Annotated in this window: 14 protein-coding genes and 1 other RNA gene; 11 read left to right on the top strand and 4 right to left on the bottom strand. The window is 62.0% G+C overall.

The genetic code is table 11. The annotated features are described in order from the left end of the window. Positions 1 to 117: 117 nt before the first annotated feature. From J3351_RS05235 to J3351_RS05215, 5 genes are read left to right on the top strand one after another with little or no spacing between them, the layout of a single operon-like run. Positions 118 to 372, top strand: coding sequence for a hypothetical protein (locus tag J3351_RS05235; protein ID WP_207697250.1), 255 nt, complete (start codon positions 118 to 120; stop codon positions 370 to 372). Then, positions 323 to 802, top strand: a complete 480-nt coding sequence (locus J3351_RS05230; protein ID WP_005935606.1) for an Lrp/AsnC family transcriptional regulator — start codon at positions 323 to 325, stop codon at positions 800 to 802. The genes J3351_RS05235 and J3351_RS05230 overlap by 50 nt, the downstream gene beginning before the upstream one ends. Further along, a complete protein-coding gene (locus tag J3351_RS05225; RefSeq protein ID WP_117505728.1) occupies positions 802 to 1,989 on the top strand; it encodes a pyridoxal phosphate-dependent aminotransferase in 1,188 nt (395 codons plus the stop codon). The genes J3351_RS05230 and J3351_RS05225 overlap by 1 nt, the downstream gene beginning before the upstream one ends. Positions 1,990 to 2,001: 12 nt before the next feature. Beyond that, positions 2,002 to 2,892, top strand: coding sequence for a 4-(cytidine 5'-diphospho)-2-C-methyl-D-erythritol kinase (ispE, locus tag J3351_RS05220; protein WP_207697249.1), 891 nt, complete (start codon positions 2,002 to 2,004; stop codon positions 2,890 to 2,892). A 56-nt stretch (positions 2,893 to 2,948) separates the two neighbouring features. Continuing rightward, on the top strand, positions 2,949 to 3,152 hold the full coding sequence (locus tag J3351_RS05215) for a DUF378 domain-containing protein (RefSeq protein WP_227611521.1): 204 nt from the start codon (positions 2,949 to 2,951) through the stop codon (positions 3,150 to 3,152). 49 nt (positions 3,153 to 3,201) lie between these two features. Here the strand turns inward: J3351_RS05215 and J3351_RS05210 are convergent, their stop codons facing one another. The 3 genes from J3351_RS05210 to J3351_RS05200 form a co-directional block, all read right to left on the bottom strand. After that, positions 3,202 to 3,831, bottom strand: a complete 630-nt coding sequence (locus J3351_RS05210; RefSeq protein WP_098923009.1) for a hypothetical protein — start codon at positions 3,829 to 3,831, stop codon at positions 3,202 to 3,204. Positions 3,832 to 3,997: 166 nt separating this feature from the next. Further along, a non-coding RNA gene (gene ssrS, locus J3351_RS05205) (6S RNA) lies at positions 3,998 to 4,201 on the bottom strand. A gap of 29 nt (positions 4,202 to 4,230) precedes the next feature. Continuing rightward, on the bottom strand, positions 4,231 to 4,545 hold the full coding sequence (locus J3351_RS05200) for a DUF1292 domain-containing protein (protein WP_005935590.1): 315 nt from the start codon (positions 4,543 to 4,545) through the stop codon (positions 4,231 to 4,233). A 281-nt stretch (positions 4,546 to 4,826) separates the two neighbouring features. Between J3351_RS05200 and J3351_RS05195 the strand changes: the two genes are divergently transcribed. Further along, positions 4,827 to 5,570, top strand: coding sequence for a peptidylprolyl isomerase (locus J3351_RS05195; protein ID WP_242699311.1), 744 nt, complete (start codon positions 4,827 to 4,829; stop codon positions 5,568 to 5,570). Positions 5,571 to 5,731: 161 nt separating this feature from the next. On the opposite strand, the gene ruvX is transcribed toward J3351_RS05195, so the two are convergent. Next, positions 5,732 to 6,163 carry a Holliday junction resolvase RuvX gene (gene ruvX / locus J3351_RS05190; protein WP_156064953.1) on the bottom strand — a complete coding sequence of 144 codons (432 nt, stop codon included), beginning with the start codon at positions 6,161 to 6,163 and terminating at the stop codon, positions 5,732 to 5,734. Positions 6,164 to 6,365: 202 nt separating this feature from the next. Between ruvX and J3351_RS05185 the strand changes: the two genes are divergently transcribed. From J3351_RS05185 to rplT, 5 genes are all read left to right on the top strand, one after another. Beyond that, positions 6,366 to 9,719 carry a PD-(D/E)XK nuclease family protein gene (locus J3351_RS05185; protein WP_207697247.1) on the top strand — a complete coding sequence of 1,118 codons (3,354 nt, stop codon included), beginning with the start codon at positions 6,366 to 6,368 and terminating at the stop codon, positions 9,717 to 9,719. Continuing rightward, entirely contained in the window at positions 9,716 to 13,417 is a 3,702-nt protein-coding gene (locus J3351_RS05180; RefSeq protein ID WP_207697246.1) for a UvrD-helicase domain-containing protein, read from the top strand. Before J3351_RS05185 ends, J3351_RS05180 begins: the two co-directional genes overlap by 4 nt. Before the next feature lie 255 nt (positions 13,418 to 13,672). Next, complete coding sequence (gene infC, locus J3351_RS05175; RefSeq protein ID WP_005935558.1) at positions 13,673 to 14,224, top strand: translation initiation factor IF-3; 552 nt, start codon at positions 13,673 to 13,675, stop codon at positions 14,222 to 14,224. An 18-nt stretch (positions 14,225 to 14,242) separates the two neighbouring features. After that, positions 14,243 to 14,446 carry a 50S ribosomal protein L35 gene (gene rpmI, locus J3351_RS05170; protein WP_005935556.1) on the top strand — a complete coding sequence of 68 codons (204 nt, stop codon included), beginning with the start codon at positions 14,243 to 14,245 and terminating at the stop codon, positions 14,444 to 14,446. A gap of 53 nt (positions 14,447 to 14,499) precedes the next feature. Continuing rightward, positions 14,500 to 14,850 carry a 50S ribosomal protein L20 gene (rplT, locus tag J3351_RS05165; protein WP_005935552.1) on the top strand — a complete coding sequence of 117 codons (351 nt, stop codon included), beginning with the start codon at positions 14,500 to 14,502 and terminating at the stop codon, positions 14,848 to 14,850. The last annotated feature ends 6 nt before the right edge of the window (positions 14,851 to 14,856 follow it).

Below are 14,856 nucleotides of genomic sequence, written 5' to 3'. Positions count from 1 at the left end.
GGCCTCTGGCGTTGCGTGGAGTTTTGCAAGTTCCCCGTTCCGCACAAACTGTATCATTCTGCCAAGGCCGCCCCTATTAGGGGAGGTGGCAAAGCCGTCAGGCTTTGACGGAGGGGTTTGACGGAAGAGTTCAATTCCAGTATAGCAGATTTGCCGATTTTTGAACACTCTTTTTGGAAAAAAGAGCAGTTTTCAGGCGGAAAAGACATTCTATACTGCTTTGATGTAAAAAACAAGATGCAAAGCGGCGATTCTTGTGCTATACTGAAAAATAACAGCGGGGCGGGTACGCCCACCCGCGCAAAACAAAGGAGAAACGACCATGGAACAGCTTTTGAAGATTCTGGAAGACAATGCGCGGCTGCCCATTGAGGACATTGCCACCATGCTGAATAAATCCCCCGCCGAGGTGGCGGCTATGATCGACCTGGCCCGGGCGCAGGGCATCATCAAGGGCTATAAGACCCTTGTGGACTGGGAAAAGGCCGGGGTGAACCGGGTGGAAGCAGTCATCGAGCTGAATGTCAGCCCCAAGAAGAGCCGCGGCTTTGATGAGATCGCAGCCACCATTGCCGCCTTTGACGAGGTGGAGAGCGTGCTGCTGATGAGCGGCGGCTACGACCTGCAGCTGGTCATCAAGGGCCAGACCTTCCAGGAGATCGCCCTGTTCGTGGCAAAGCGCCTGAGCCCGCTGGACGATGTGCTGTCCACTGCCACCCATTTTGTCCTGCGCACCTATAAAAAAGAGGGCCGCCTGTATCAGGACGAAGAGATCGATGAAAGAGAGTGCACGGTTCTGTGATGGATTACGATAAACTGATCGCGCCTGCCGCACGGGAGATGCGCCCCTCCGGCATCCGCAAATTCTTTGATCTGGCCGCTGATATGCCCGAGTGCATCAGTCTGGGCGTGGGCGAGCCGGATTTCAAAACACCGTGGGCTGTGCGGGAAGCAGGCATCGAGAGCCTGGAGCATGGCCGCACCCGCTACACCGCCAACGCAGGCCTGAAAGAGCTGCGGGCGGAGATCTGCAGATATCTGGAGCGCCGGATGCACCTGCACTACGACCCCCTGCGGGAGGTGCTGGTGACCGTGGGCGGCAGCGAAGCCATTGATATGTGCATCCGCGCCATTGTGCAGCCCGGGGATGAGGTGATCATCCCGGAGCCCTGCTTTGTCTGCTATGAGCCCATCACCACCCTGTCCGGCGGTGTGCCGGTGCATGTGCCCTGCCGCCAGGAGGATGAGTTCCGCCTCAGGCCCGAGGCCCTGAAAGCCGCCATCACCCCCAAGACCAAGCTCCTTATCATGCCGTTCCCCAACAACCCCACCGGTGCGGTGATGGAGCGGGAGGATCTGGAAGCCATTGCGGAGGTCCTGCGGGATACCAACGTCATGGTGCTTTCGGATGAGATCTACGCCGAGCTGAACTACGGCCTGCGGCCCCATGTCTCCATTGCCACCCTGCCCGGCATGGCCGAGCGGACCATTGTGGTGAATGGTTTTTCCAAGAGTTATGCCATGACCGGCTGGCGCTTGGGCTATGCCTGCGGCCCGGCTCCCATCATCAAAATTATGACCAAGATCCACCAGAGTGCCATTATGAGCGCCCCCACCACCAGCCAGTATGCGGCCATCACCGCCCTGCGGGAGTGCGACGGTGAGATCGACAAGATGCGGGATGAGTACAACATGCGCCGCCGCCTGGTGGTGCACGGCTTTAACTCTATGGGCCTGACCTGCTTTGAGCCGCGGGGTGCGTTCTACGCCTTCCCCTGCATCAAGAGCACCGGCATGACCAGCCAGGAGTTCTGCACAAAGCTGCTGGAGCAGAAGCATGTTGCGCTGGTGCCCGGCGATGCCTTTGGCGCATCCGGCGAGGGCTACTGCCGTGTTTCTTATGCTTACAGCGTGGAGCACCTGACCGAGGCTATGAAGCGCATCCGGGAGTTCCTGAAAGAAAACGGCATCAACAGCGGAGAGCAGTGAGGAGGAAGAACGATGGCAAAACTGAACTGCGTGACCGTTCTGGCCCCGGCCAAGCTGAATCTGGCACTGGATGTAGTGGGCATGCTGCCCAACGGCTACCATAACCTGGATATGACGATGCAGGCCATCACCCTGTACGAGCGGGTGGTGCTGCGCCGCAGCCAGAACCTGAGCCTGACCCTGCCGGGCAGCCCGGTGGCCGCCAACGATTCCAACACGGCCATCAAGGCGGCGCTGGCCTTCTTCCACTATACCGGCCTGCTGGTGGGTGTAGAAATCACCATTTACAAGAATGTGCCGGTGCGTGCCGGTATGGCGGGCGGCAGCGCCGATGCCGCCGGTGTGCTGGTGGGCCTGAACGTCCTTTACGGCGCAAAGCTCTCCATGAGTGAGCTCTGCGCGCTGGGGGCAAAGATCGGCGCGGACGTGCCCTTTGCCCTGATGGGCGGCACCTGCCGGGTGCAGGGCGTGGGCGATGTGATGAAAGCCCTGCCGCCCTGCCCGGACTGCTGGTTCACGGTGGTCATGCCCGATTACGGCGTTTCCACCCCGGAAGCCTTTGCCGCTTATGATAAAGTGGGCAGCAGCACCCACCCCGACTGCGAAGCCCAGGAAAAGGCGATCCGCGCCGGGGATCTGGCGGGTGTGTGTGCCGCCGCAGGCAACGCGCTGGAGGAATGCAGCGGTGCCAGAGACAACGAGGCCATCAAGACCGCGCTGAAAGAGAACGGCGCTGTCACTGCCCTGATGACCGGCAGCGGCGCGGCTGTGTTTGGCATCTTTGAGAGCGAAGAAGCTGCCCGAAGCGCTGCCGAGGCTGTCAGGGCGCAGTGGCCGCAGGTGTATGTGGCCCGGCCCGATCGGGGCGGCGCGCGGGTCATCAGCCCGAAGTGGATGTTGTAACATGCATAACCTCCTTTCCAATGGGGAAAACTGCCCAAAGGAAAGGAGGTCTTTTTGTGCAGACCTTTTATAAAGTGTGCCTGATCCTGATGATCATTGGCGGCATCAACTGGGGGCTTGTGGGCCTGTTCCAGTTTGACTTTGTGGGCTGGCTGCTGGGCGGCAGCAGCTCCATCTGGTCGCGCATCGTGTTTACGGTGGTGGGCGTGGCCGCTGTCTGCGGCATCCCGGGGCTGTTTGCAGAGGAAACGGAAGAATGAAAAACGGCTGCTGCACGGAAAATGTGCAGCAGCCGTTTTTGTGGATCATTCAGTTATCCCACCCCACCAGATCGGGCAGGGTAAGGGTCTCGTCCGAGCAGTGGGGGTCTGCGGGGCCGTCGGTGGGGGCGGTGGCCTTTTCCACAGCCCGCACGATCTCACTGATGGCGGCGCAGTCCTCGGGCAGGTCGGTCTGGCTGCGGCCCGAGTGGGTGAACAGGATCTTGCCCAGATGGCCCACCACCAGCGTCAGCGGCAGCAGCTGAGGGGCTTTGGTGTCGTAGTGGTAACCGGCATCTCTGGCGGCCTTGTAGATCTTCTGGGCCGCAAAGCTCCAGCTCAGCAGGCCACGGGTCTGCTCTACGCCCAGGTAGCCGTACAGTACGCCGGGGCCGTCGCAGATGACAGGAAAGGGGAAATCTGAGCCGTGGGTGGCTTTAGCCACCGCCTGCGCCGAGGAACGCACCACACAGACAAGCCGTGCCCCCTTGAGCTGGGGCAGCGTTTTCAGGTAACGGGTGATATATTCGCGGCTGACAGGGTGATCGAACCCGGGCAGGAAGATCATGCACAGCGGATGCTCCCCCTCGCACAGGGCGTAAAAATCATTGCCCGGCACCGTGGGGGTGTCGTAGGTGAAACGGGGGATGCTCGTCCCCACAAGATGTTCGCTTTTCATACCGCAATGCACATCCTTTCCATCATCACCAAAACCTCTCCGTCATTGCTGCGCAATGCCACCTCTCCTAATAGGAGAGGTGGCGCGTCAGCGCCTGAGAGGTTGTCCTATAAAAAAATCCACACACTGGCCTTGTGGCAGGCCAGCGGTGGATGCAATGCTATAAAAAGATCCCGCCCGGTCGTCTGCGGCAATCAAACCTACCCTTACGGACAGGTGGGTGCCCTGTCGCCGGATTCACGCTTCCTCATCGAACCTCCATGGTCGACCCATGGCGGGGAGGTCTGCAATCCGCCGGAGAACTCCGGGCTCCCGTTGAATGATTAGTAGGATCATATAAACCGCAACAAATCGCGCCGGGCAGGAAGTCTTGCCTGGGAATCTGTCTGTGCAGGGGAATTACTCGATCTCGAACTGGTCGCTCAGGCGCTGCTCAAACAGCTTGCTGACTTCCATCAGAGTCTCGTCATCCTCCACAACGTCCAGATATTCGCCTTCGCTGTCCTCGCCCACGCTCAGGATGACCAGCTGTGCGTCCTCGTTGACATCCTCTTCATCCTCTGCGTATTCGACAACTGCAAGGTAATGCACGCCCTTATGGTCCAGTGCATCGATCACTTCAAACGTGACCTCATTGCCGTCCTCATCCTCAAGAGTCATCAGATCGGGCTGATATTCCTCTTCGGTGTTCGGGTTCTTGATCTCTTCTGCCATAAGATACGTTCTCCTGTCTATCCAAACCCAATCAAAGGGATGGTACTCAAATAAAATTACGCACACAGCCCGGGATCTGCTGCGTTCCCGCCGTCCCTTGCTGTGCTTATAGTGTAGCGTTTTTTTGCCTGCTCGTCAAGATGTTTTTCGCACAGAAAATGCACGACAAATTTTCACGCATTTCCCTCTCGCTTCCCGGGCAGAAATATGCTATACTGAATTCTGCGTATCTCCCGCGTGCGGGGGAACTGCTATCAGAATATGAACGGAGGGATCTGTTTATGAATAAGACCCGTGTCCGGCTGGCGGCGCTGCTGCTGGCCGTGAGTTTTGCACTGTCCGGCTGCAGCCTTGTGAAAAACATCGGCGGCAGCAGCGGAGCCGGAACAAAGACCATCACCCGTCCGGCGGTGGAATCGGCCGAGCTGCAGTTCACCCACCCGGCAGCGGGGGAACCCGTGGCGGTGTTCGATACCACGGCAGGTGTGTTCAAGGCCGTGCTCTTCCCGGAGCAGGCCCCGCAGGCCTATGATAACTTTGTGGGTCTGGTGCAGGCGGGCTACTATAACGGCCTGACCGTGACCCGTGTGGAGCAGGACTTTGTGGTGGAGGCCGGTCAGGGTGCTGACGGCAAGGGCACCACCATCTGGAATGGCAGCCGCTACCCGGCTGAGGCCACCGACAAACTCCACCATTATTCCGGTGCCCTCTGCATGGCGGCGGACTCCTCCGGCCAGTGCGCCAGCGTCTTTTATATCATGTCCACTCTGCCCGGCGGGGATTCCATCACCCAGGAGCTTACCGACCAGATGAACAGTGCAGGCTACCGCGCTGAGGTCGTTTCGGCCTACCAGACCGTTGGCGGCGCACCCTACCTCGACTACACCGATACCGTGCTGGGCCAGGTGTACGAGGGGATGGACGTGGTGGACACCATCGCTCAGGCCGCCGTGGATGAGAACCAGAAGCCCACGGAAACGATCACCATCAACAGCGTCAGCATTGAAACATATCAGGCGCAGTAACAACTGAAAATGACAAAACCGGCTTTCCTGTGGCTGTGAACCTGCGCAAAGAAAAAAGCGCCCTGATGGTCTCGGTGACCGATCAGGGCAGCTGCATTACCGTGACATTACCCATATAAACGAAAAAGAGGCGCTGAAAAGCGTCTCTTTTTGCTTCCGGTTTACATTTCGCCGGGGTGCTCCTTGCGCCAGGCGAGGTAATCTTCCAGAATGACCGTGGCGCTGACGGAATCCAGAATGGCCTTGCGGTGGGCACCAAAAGTCCCCACCTCGTCCAGGATGTCAGCGGCTTCACAGGTGGACTGCCGCTCGTCCCACATCCGCACGGGCAGGCCGCTCCAGATCTGCAGGGTCTTGCCCAGCTTGCGGCTCTTCTCGGCGCGCTCGCCCTCGGTGCCGTCCATGTTGAGCGGCAGGCCCACCACAATGAGCTCTGCCTTCTGCTCCTGGGCAATGCGGCAGACCTCGGCGGCCACCTTGGGCCGGGCCTTCAGGGTGATCTGGGGGGTGATGGGCGTGGTCAGGAACTCGGTGGGGTCGCAGACCGCAAGCCCCGTGCGGCTGGCACCGTAATCAACTGCTAGAATCTTCATGGGGAAGTGCCCCTCCTGTTTTGCTGTTTTTCCTCAGTTTACCACAGAATAGATTTTTCTTCAATTTTGCGGTACAATAAACTCAATTATTATCCATTGCGCAGGGCTGACCCGATATGCCAAAGGCTCTCCCTTCGGGAGAGCTGGCAAAGCCGCAGGCTTTGACTGAGAGGGTGAGCTCGTTATAGAAAGTGAGAAAACAATGTTACAGCTACTTCTGGGTGGTTCCGGCAGCGGAAAAACAACGCTGCTGTACCAGCGCATCCGCGCCCGGGCCGAAAAAGGGGAAAAAAGCATCCTGCTGGTGCCGGAACAATTCACTTCCAGCACCGAGGGCCGTATCTACCGTGAGCTGGGGGATGCCCTGTCCGGCATGGTGGAGAGTTTTTCTTTTACCAGTCTGGCAGAAAAGATCCTTTCCACCGAGGGCGGCGCGGCGGTGCAGACCCTCTCTGATGCAGGCCGTGCCGTGCTGGTGCGCCGGGCGCTGGAGGAGCTGCAGGACAATGTCCACTATTATCACCGCCACCGGCGCAGTGCGGCCTTTTGCCAGATGGCGGCTCAGACCATCGATGAGCTGAAGAGCGCGGGCCTTTCCGGCCAGCAGCTGGCACAGCTGGCCGGTGCCTGCGGGGCCGAGAGCGGTAAGCTCAGTGAGCTGGCCCTCATCTTTCAGGGCTACGAGACCCTGCTGGCCCGCAGCGGCATGGACCCCTCTGACCGGCTGGAGCTGGCTGGAGCCCGGCTGGAGGAAGCACTGGCCCGGCACAGCCTGCCGGAGTTTCTGCGGGACCGGGCGGTGTTCATTGATGAGTTCGATACCTTCAACGCCCCCAAAAAGCGGCTGCTGGGGGCCATGCTGGCGGCGCTGCCCAGCGTGACGGTGGCCCTCTGCGATGATGGAGCCCCCTTGCTGCCCGGTGACCTGAGCCTGTTCTCCGGGGCCAAGCAGGTGGCGGCGCAGCTGCGCCAGCTGGCCCGGAAAAACGGGGCAGAGGTGGCCGTTCCGCAGCTGTTGCGCAAGGACCTGCGCCACCGGAACGCCCCGGGCCTTGCTGCAGTGGCAGAGCTGCTGGAGACCGGCAGCTGCACCGCGGATGCCCCGGCGGGCGAGGTGCGGCTTTTTGCCGCGCCCAGCCGGGAGGAGGAGGCCCGTGCCGCTGCCGGTGCCATCCGGCGGCTGATGCGGCAGGGTGTGCGGTGCGGAAAGATCGCTGTGGTCTGCCGCGATATCGCCAAGTATCGTGCCGCTGTCCGGTATGAATTCCGGATGGCGGAGATCCCCCTGTACTGCGATGAACCCAGCACCCCGGAATTCAGCGCCCCGGCCACGGCGGTGCGGGCCCTGCTGGAGATCGCCCGGGGAGCCGACCTGACCGAGAACCTGACCACCCTTGCCAAAACCGGCCTGTGTGCCCTGAGCGAGGAGCAGGTCTGTGCGCTGGAAAACTATGCCTACACCTGGGCCCCCACAGCGGCGGCCTGGCGGGAGAAGTTTGAGCGCAGCCCCAAGGGCTTTGGGGAACAGGAGCTGACCGAAGAGGACCTCCGCAACCGGGAGCGGGCAGAACATGCCCGTGCCCTGCTCGTGGGGGCAGTGGATGCATTCCGGGCCAAGGTGCGCGGGGTCAATGCCGAGGCCATCAGCCGGGCGGTGTATTTCTGCCTGAAAACGCTGGGGGCTGAGGAACAGCAGGCCGCTCAGGTAAAGGCCATCCGCGCGGGCCGGGGCATCCCGGCGGCGGAGGAAGCCGCCCGGGAGTGGAACGTGGTCATGGGGCTGCTGAACGAGATGGCCCATCTGCTGGGGGAGCAGACCGTGACCGTGGCCGAATACGAGGACCTGTTCGGGCTGCTGCTCCGCTCGTCCGACCTGGGGCACATCCCCCAGACTCTGGATGCGGTGGTGCTGGCCAGCGCAGGCAAGATGCGTCTGGACGCGCCGGACTATGTGTTTGTGCTGGGGCTGGCCGAGGGGGAATTCCCGGCCGCGCCCGGCGAGGTGGGTCTGCTGACCCACGCCGACCGCGATGCCCTGATGGCGCAGGAAATCGACCTGCCCGACTGCTTTGAGAACCGTGTGGTGCGTGAGCAGGTCTGCTTCTACAAGGCCCTGACTGCCCCTGCAAAGGGGCTGTGGTTCAGCTGGCCCAAGGGGCAGGGGCAGACCCTCTGCGCTGCGCTGGAACCCCTCGTGGAAGCACTGGCCCCCGCTGCCCCGGAGCTGGAACTGACGGACCTTGCGGCCACCCCTGCAGATGGGCTGGACTGTCTGGGCGGCGGCTGGCCCCTGACGGAGACCGAGCGTGCCAGCCTGACAGAAGCCCTGCACACCCCCGGCGAGACCGAGCCGCAGGGCCTTGCCCTGCTGCGCCGGATGGCCGACACTGCCCCCCGGCAGGTGCATGACCTGCCTGCGCTGGAAGCGCTGCTGGGGCGGAAGCTGCGCATTTCGCCCAGTCAGCTGGAAAAATATTATACCTGCCGCTACGGCTACTTTTTGCAGTATGTGCTGGGGCTCAGGCCCCGCCGCCGGGCCGAGCTTTCCGCCGACCAGAGCGGCACCCTGATGCACTGGGTGCTGCAGATGGCGCTGGACCCTCACCCCGGCCCGGACAACCCCATGGCGGCGCTGCAGCCCTTTATGGAGCTGGACGATGAGGCTATGGCGGGCCTTGCCGCGCTGCTGGTGGACGAGTACGCCAAGCGCTATCTGCCCGAGGATACCGCCCGCTTTGCCTATCTGCTCTCCCGCCTGAAAAAGAGCATGACGAGCCTGCTGCTCTACCTGCGGGATGAGCAGCGGCAGTCCAGCTTCAAGCCTGTGGCCTGTGAGCTGAAGATCGGCCGGGGCGAGGATGCCGTGCCCGCTCAGGTGTATCATCTGTCGGACGGGCGCACTGTCCAGCTGGTGGGCACCGTGGACCGTGCCGACGAGTGGGTGGAGGAGGACGGCACCCGCTGGGTGCGGGTGGTGGACTACAAGACCGGCACCAAAAAGCTGGACCTGAAGGAAGTCTACTGCGGTCTGGACTGCCAGATGCTGCTCTACCTGTTCAGCCTGACCCGGGATAAAAGCGGCCGCTTTACGGGGGCGGAACCGGCTGGCGTGCTCTACCTGCTGGCCGACCCGGCCCCTGAGACCACCACCCGCGAAAAGGCGGCCCACAGTGTGGAATACAAGCTGGACGGTCTGGTGCGGGACGAGCAGAAGCTGTTCGATGCCATGGATGCCGACGAGACCGGCAGATACCTGCCCTTCTCCTATTACAAAGGCGCGCCCAGCCCCTACCAGAAGGACAAGCGGGCAGACATCGCCAAGCTGAACCGCATCCAGCTGCATCTGGATGATCTTGTGACCCGGATGGGCCAGCAGCTCTATGAGGGGCAGATCGCCGCCGAGCCGCTGGTCACGGGCCGGAGCCCCTGCCAGTGGTGTGATTACGGCTTTGTCTGCTGCCACGAGACCGGCATCGGAGAGCGGGCGCTGGAGGCCCCCGCAAAGCCCTTTGAGGCTCCCGGGCAGCCCGAAGAGGGAGAGGAGGAACAGGAATGAGTGAACCCAAGTGGACCCCCGCCCAGCGGGCCGCCATCGAGGACCGGGGCGGCGCGCTGCTGGTGAGCGCGGCGGCGGGCAGCGGCAAAACGGCTGTTCTGACCGAGCGGGCTGTCCGGCTCATCACCGACCCGGAGCATCCTGTGGATGCGGACCGTCTGCTCATCGTCACCTTTACCAATGCGGCGGCGGCAGAGCTGCGGGCACGCATCGGGCAGGCGCTTCTGAAGCGCAGCCAGGCGGAACCCGGCAATGGCGCGCTGCGCCGCCAGCGGATGCTGCTGCAGCGCGCACCCATCTGCACCATCGATGCCTTCTGTCTGGACCTGCTGCGCAAGCACTTTCAGGCGCTGGATATCCCGCCGGACTTTTCCCCCGCAGACCCCGGCAGTGTGGAGCTCCTGCGGGCCTCTGCCCTGAGCGAGACGCTGGAAAATGCCTACCGCGACCCGGATTTCTGCGCCTTTGCCGACCTCTACGGCAAGGGCCGCACCGACCGCGCGGCGGGCGAGACGATCCTGCATGTCTACGATTTCCTGCGCGCCCTGCCCGATTACGACAAAAAGCTGGAGGAATTTCTGGCTCCGTGGCAGGAGGAAAACGGCTTTGCTGCCACCTGCTGGCATGATCTGCTGCTGGCCGAAGCCGCCCGCAGTGCCAGGGCAGCAGGGGAACTGTTCCGCGCCGCGCTGGCCGACTGCCCGGGCGACCGGGAGCAGGAGCTGGCCGATGCCGAGGAAAAGAAAACGCCCTCTGCCCGGGAAAAGGCAAAGAATGCCGTGCTGGAAAAATATACCGATGCCCAGGAACGGCTGGACAAGGCTGCCGCCCTGCTGGGCAGGGTGGAACAGCTGGCTGTGGCGGGGGAGTGGACTCCGCTTTACGATCTGCTGACCCCCTATGTGCTGGGCATGGAGGAACTGCCCGGCCTGAAAGGAATGAAAAAGCGGCTGAACGGCGAACACAAAAAAGTCATCCGCACCCGCGCCGATGAGGGCGCTGCCCTGTTTGCGCAGATCCTTGAGCTGATCCCCTGCAGTGAGGAGGAGGCTGAGGCAGACCGCAGGGCCGCAGAGCCCCGCCTGCGGGCGCTGTTCGTGGCGGTGCGGGATTTCGATGCCCGGTTCTCGGCCAAAAAGAGGGACCGGAAGCTGCTGGAGTTCAGTGACTTTGAGCATCAGGCCCTCCGTCTGCTCCGTGACCCGGACGGCACCCCCACTGCGCTGTGCGGGGTCATCCGGCAGAACTACGCCGCCGTGATGGTGGATGAATATCAGGACACCAACGCCCTGCAGGATGCCTTGTACCGGTGCCTTGCATCCCCGGCAGGGGACGACCTCTTTCTGGTGGGAGATCTGAAGCAGAGCATCTACCGCTTCCGGCAGGCAGACCCCAGCATCTTCCGGGAAAAACTGGACAGCTGGCCCGCCCTGCCCGGCGGAACGGCGCGGCCCCGCCCGGCAGAAGGTGCCCCCGGCACCGATGCCATGCTGGCGCTGGATGCCAACTTCCGCTCGGCTCCGCAGGTGGTGGAAGGGATCAACTTCCTGTTCGAGCGGCTCATGTCCCCGGAACTCGGCGACACGGCCTACGGCGACGGCCAGCGGCTGATCTGCGGGGCACCCGGGGAATACACGGGCAGCGTGGAGGCGCATTTCCTGCCCGATGACACCGCCGAAACGGACGCGGGCTGGATCGCCCGGCGCATCGAGGAGATGGTGCAGAGCGGTGAGCCGGTGCGGGATGGCAGTGCCACCCGCCCGGTGCAGTACGAAGACTGCTGCATCCTGCTGGCGGCGCGCATTGATTTTCCGGCCTATGTGGAAGCACTGACCGCCCGGGGCATCCCGGTGTATGCGGATGCCCGCGAAAACCTGCTGGATGCTCCCCACATCCGGCCCCTCATCGCCCTGCTGAAGGTCATTGACAACCCGGCGCAGGATATCTATCTTGCCGCCGCCATGCTGGGCCCGCTGTTTGACTTTACCGACGACGACCTTGTCCGCCTGCGGGCCAGAGCCGAAGAGATCCAGAAACAGCAGGGGGAAAACGCCCCCCAGCGCATCAGCCTCTACGGCGCGCTGCTGCTCACCGTGAACAGCGGGGAGGACACCCCTTTTACTGGAAAAGTCCGGGCGTTCTATGCCCGGCTGACCGAGCTGCGACGGATGGCCCGCAGTGCCCCGGCAGAACAGCTGCTGGAGGAGATCTTTGCTTCCACCGGCTACCTTGCCGCACTGGGCGTGATGGAAAACGGTGCCCGCCGCCGGGAGGATGCCCGACGGTTTGCCTCCTTCTGCGCCGGGGCAGGCTCCGGCGGCATCTCGGCGCTGGTGCGGGCCATTGACGCTGCGGCGCTGGCAGGCTCCACGGGGCAGGATACCGTGCCCGGCGGCTCCCGTCCCGGCTGTGTGACTGTGATGACCATCCACCGCTCCAAGGGCCTGCAGTTTCCGGTGGTGTTTGTGGCCGACACGGCCCGGCGCTTCAATGCAGCCGATACCCGTCAGCCGGTGCTCCTGCATCGGATGTATGGGGCGGGCCTGCGCCTGCGCCCCGAGGAGGGCGAGGGCGCTTACAAGACGGCGGCTTACACGGCGCTCTCCAATGTCCACGCCACCGAGATGCGCAGTGAGCAGATGCGCCTGCTCTATGTGGCGCTGACCCGCGCGCAGGATAAGCTCATCCTGACCGTGCCGCTGGGCATCGGGAAGACCTCCAACCCCTTTACCAGAGCGGCGGCCTTCCTTGAAGCCGGGGCGGGGCAGACGCTCTGCCGGCAGGCGAACAGCTTTGCCGACTGGCTCCGCGCGGCCCTGCTCGTCCACCCCAACGGCGGCCCTCTGCGCCGGCTGGCCGAGGATCTGGAACTGCCCTTTGCGGATACCGGGAGCACCATTGCCCTGACGGTGCAGCAGGCGCTGCCCGAGGGCGTGGAGCCGACCGACCCGGAACCTGAGGAAAGGCCGCTGATCCAGGCAGACCCGGCTTTGACCGAGGCACTGCGGCAGGGCTTTGCCTGGCAGTACCCGGCGGCAGAGCTGGCCGGAGTGCCCGCCAAGGTCAGTGTGACCGGCATCGTCCACAAGGCAGAGCAGACCACGCTGGAGCGACCGGGCTTTCTGGCAAAGGACGGCCTGACCGCCGCCGAGATGGGCACGGCCCTTCACGCCTTCCTGGAGCACGCCGATTTTGCGGCTCTTGCAGCGGCAAAACAGGCAGGCACGCTGGAAACGGCGATCCCCGCCGAGCGTGACCGGCAGGTGGAAGCAAAGCTCACCGCGTCCGAAATTGCGGAGAAGCTGGATGCAGGGCGCATCCGCCGCTTTGTGGAGAGCGAAGCCTTTGCGCGCATCTGCGCTGCGGACGAGGTGCTGCGGGAGCTGGACTTCATCACGGCCCTGCCTGCCGCCGAGGTGCTGACCGCCCAGGGCACTGCCCCCGCCGACAGCGCTGCCGTGGCACAGGCAAAGGTGCTGGTGCAGGGCATCGCTGACCTGGTGCTGGTGTTCCCGGACCACCTGGAGCTGCTGGATTACAAAACGGACCGCCGAAAATCCGAAGCGGACTTCCTTGCCGCCTATCGCGCCCAGCTTGACCTCTATGCCCTTGCCATCAGCAAGCGCTTTGCCCCGAAGCCGGTGACCTATAAGGGCATCTACTCGCTGGAACTGGGGAAGCTGATCGAGGTCAAGTAATGCTCTGTACGAATATTTTATTGCAAAATCGCGTAAAAGTGCTTGACAGGGCTTTGTGGGTGTGGTAAACTGTTCTGGTAAAGAAAGCAGCTACGGCCTGTGCCGCGCTCGCCTTGTGGGGTCGGAATCCCCGGGCTATACCCAAACACGGTTCGATTCTTTGAACGAACTGCGCTTTTGTGTGAAATTTCGCGCGGCTGTCCTGCAAATGGGCGGCCGCGTTTTCTATGCCAAATATTGCAACACTATGGATTATTGTTTGGAGGTGCATTCATTATCGCTACCGCTGGAAAGTCGAAGGAACTGGAGATCAACGGTCAGATCCGTGATCGTGAAGTTCGCCTGATCGGTGCCGATGGCGAGCAGAAGGGCGTTGTGTCCATTCAGGTGGCCATGCGCGCTGCAGAAGAAGCCGGGCTCGATCTGGTCAAGATCGCACCGCAGGCTACCCCGCCTGTGTGCAAGGTGCTGGATTACGGCAAATACCGTTTTGAACAGCAGAAGAAGGAGAAGGAAGCCAAGAAGAACCAGAAAGTGGTCGAGGTCAAGGAGACCCGCCTTTCGCTCAATATTGACACCAACGACTTCAACACCAAGTTGAACCAGACCGCCAAGTTCCTGGCCGCTGGTCACAAGGTGAAGGCTTCGATCCGCTTCCGCGGCCGTGAGATGGCGCACAGTGCTCTGGGTGCTGACGTGCTGAAACGCTTTGCCGAGGCTCTGCCCCAGGCAAGCATGGATAAGCCGCCGGTGCTCGAGGGCCGCACGATGTCCATTCTGCTGATCCCGAAACCCAATAAGGACTAATTTTAGGAGGAAACTAAAATGGCTAAGATGAAACTGAAGACGCATTCCGGCGCTAAGAAGCGCTTTAAGCTGACCAAGAACGGCAAGATCAAGCGCGGTCACGCATTCCGCAGCCACATCCTGACCAAGAAGACCACCAAGCTGACCCGTGGCTACCGTCAGCCCAACTACGTTGACAAGACCAACGCCGCTACCATCAAGAGCATGCTGCCCTACGCCTAAGTGCGAGCCGCAGGCAAAGACATTCTAAGAGATAACTAAAGGAGATATAAAAAATGGCACGTATCAAGGGCGCAACCATGACTCACAAACGTCGTAAGAAGATGCTGAAGCTGGCTAAGGGCTTCTATGGCTGCAAGAGCAAGCACTTTAAGATGGCCAAGCAGCAGGTCATGAAGAGCGGCAACTACGCTCTGGCTGGCCGCCGCATGAAGAAGCGCCAGTTCCGCAACCTGTGGATCTGCCGCATCAACAACGCAGTTCGTCCTCTGGGCATGAACTACTCCACCTTCATGGCTGGCCTGAAGAAGGCAGGCATCGAGCTGAACCGCAAGATGCTGAGCGAGATGGCCATCAACGATCCTCAGAGCTTTGCTGCTCTGGTCGAGACCGTGAAAAACGCCTGATAAAGA

This window comes from Faecalibacterium sp. Marseille-Q0746, from assembly GCF_017377595.1.
Classification (GTDB): Bacteria; Bacillota; Clostridia; order Oscillospirales; family Ruminococcaceae; genus Faecalibacterium; species Faecalibacterium duncaniae.
Note: the sequence above shows the minus strand (reverse complement) of the source record. Positions and strands in the feature narration are given on the sequence as shown.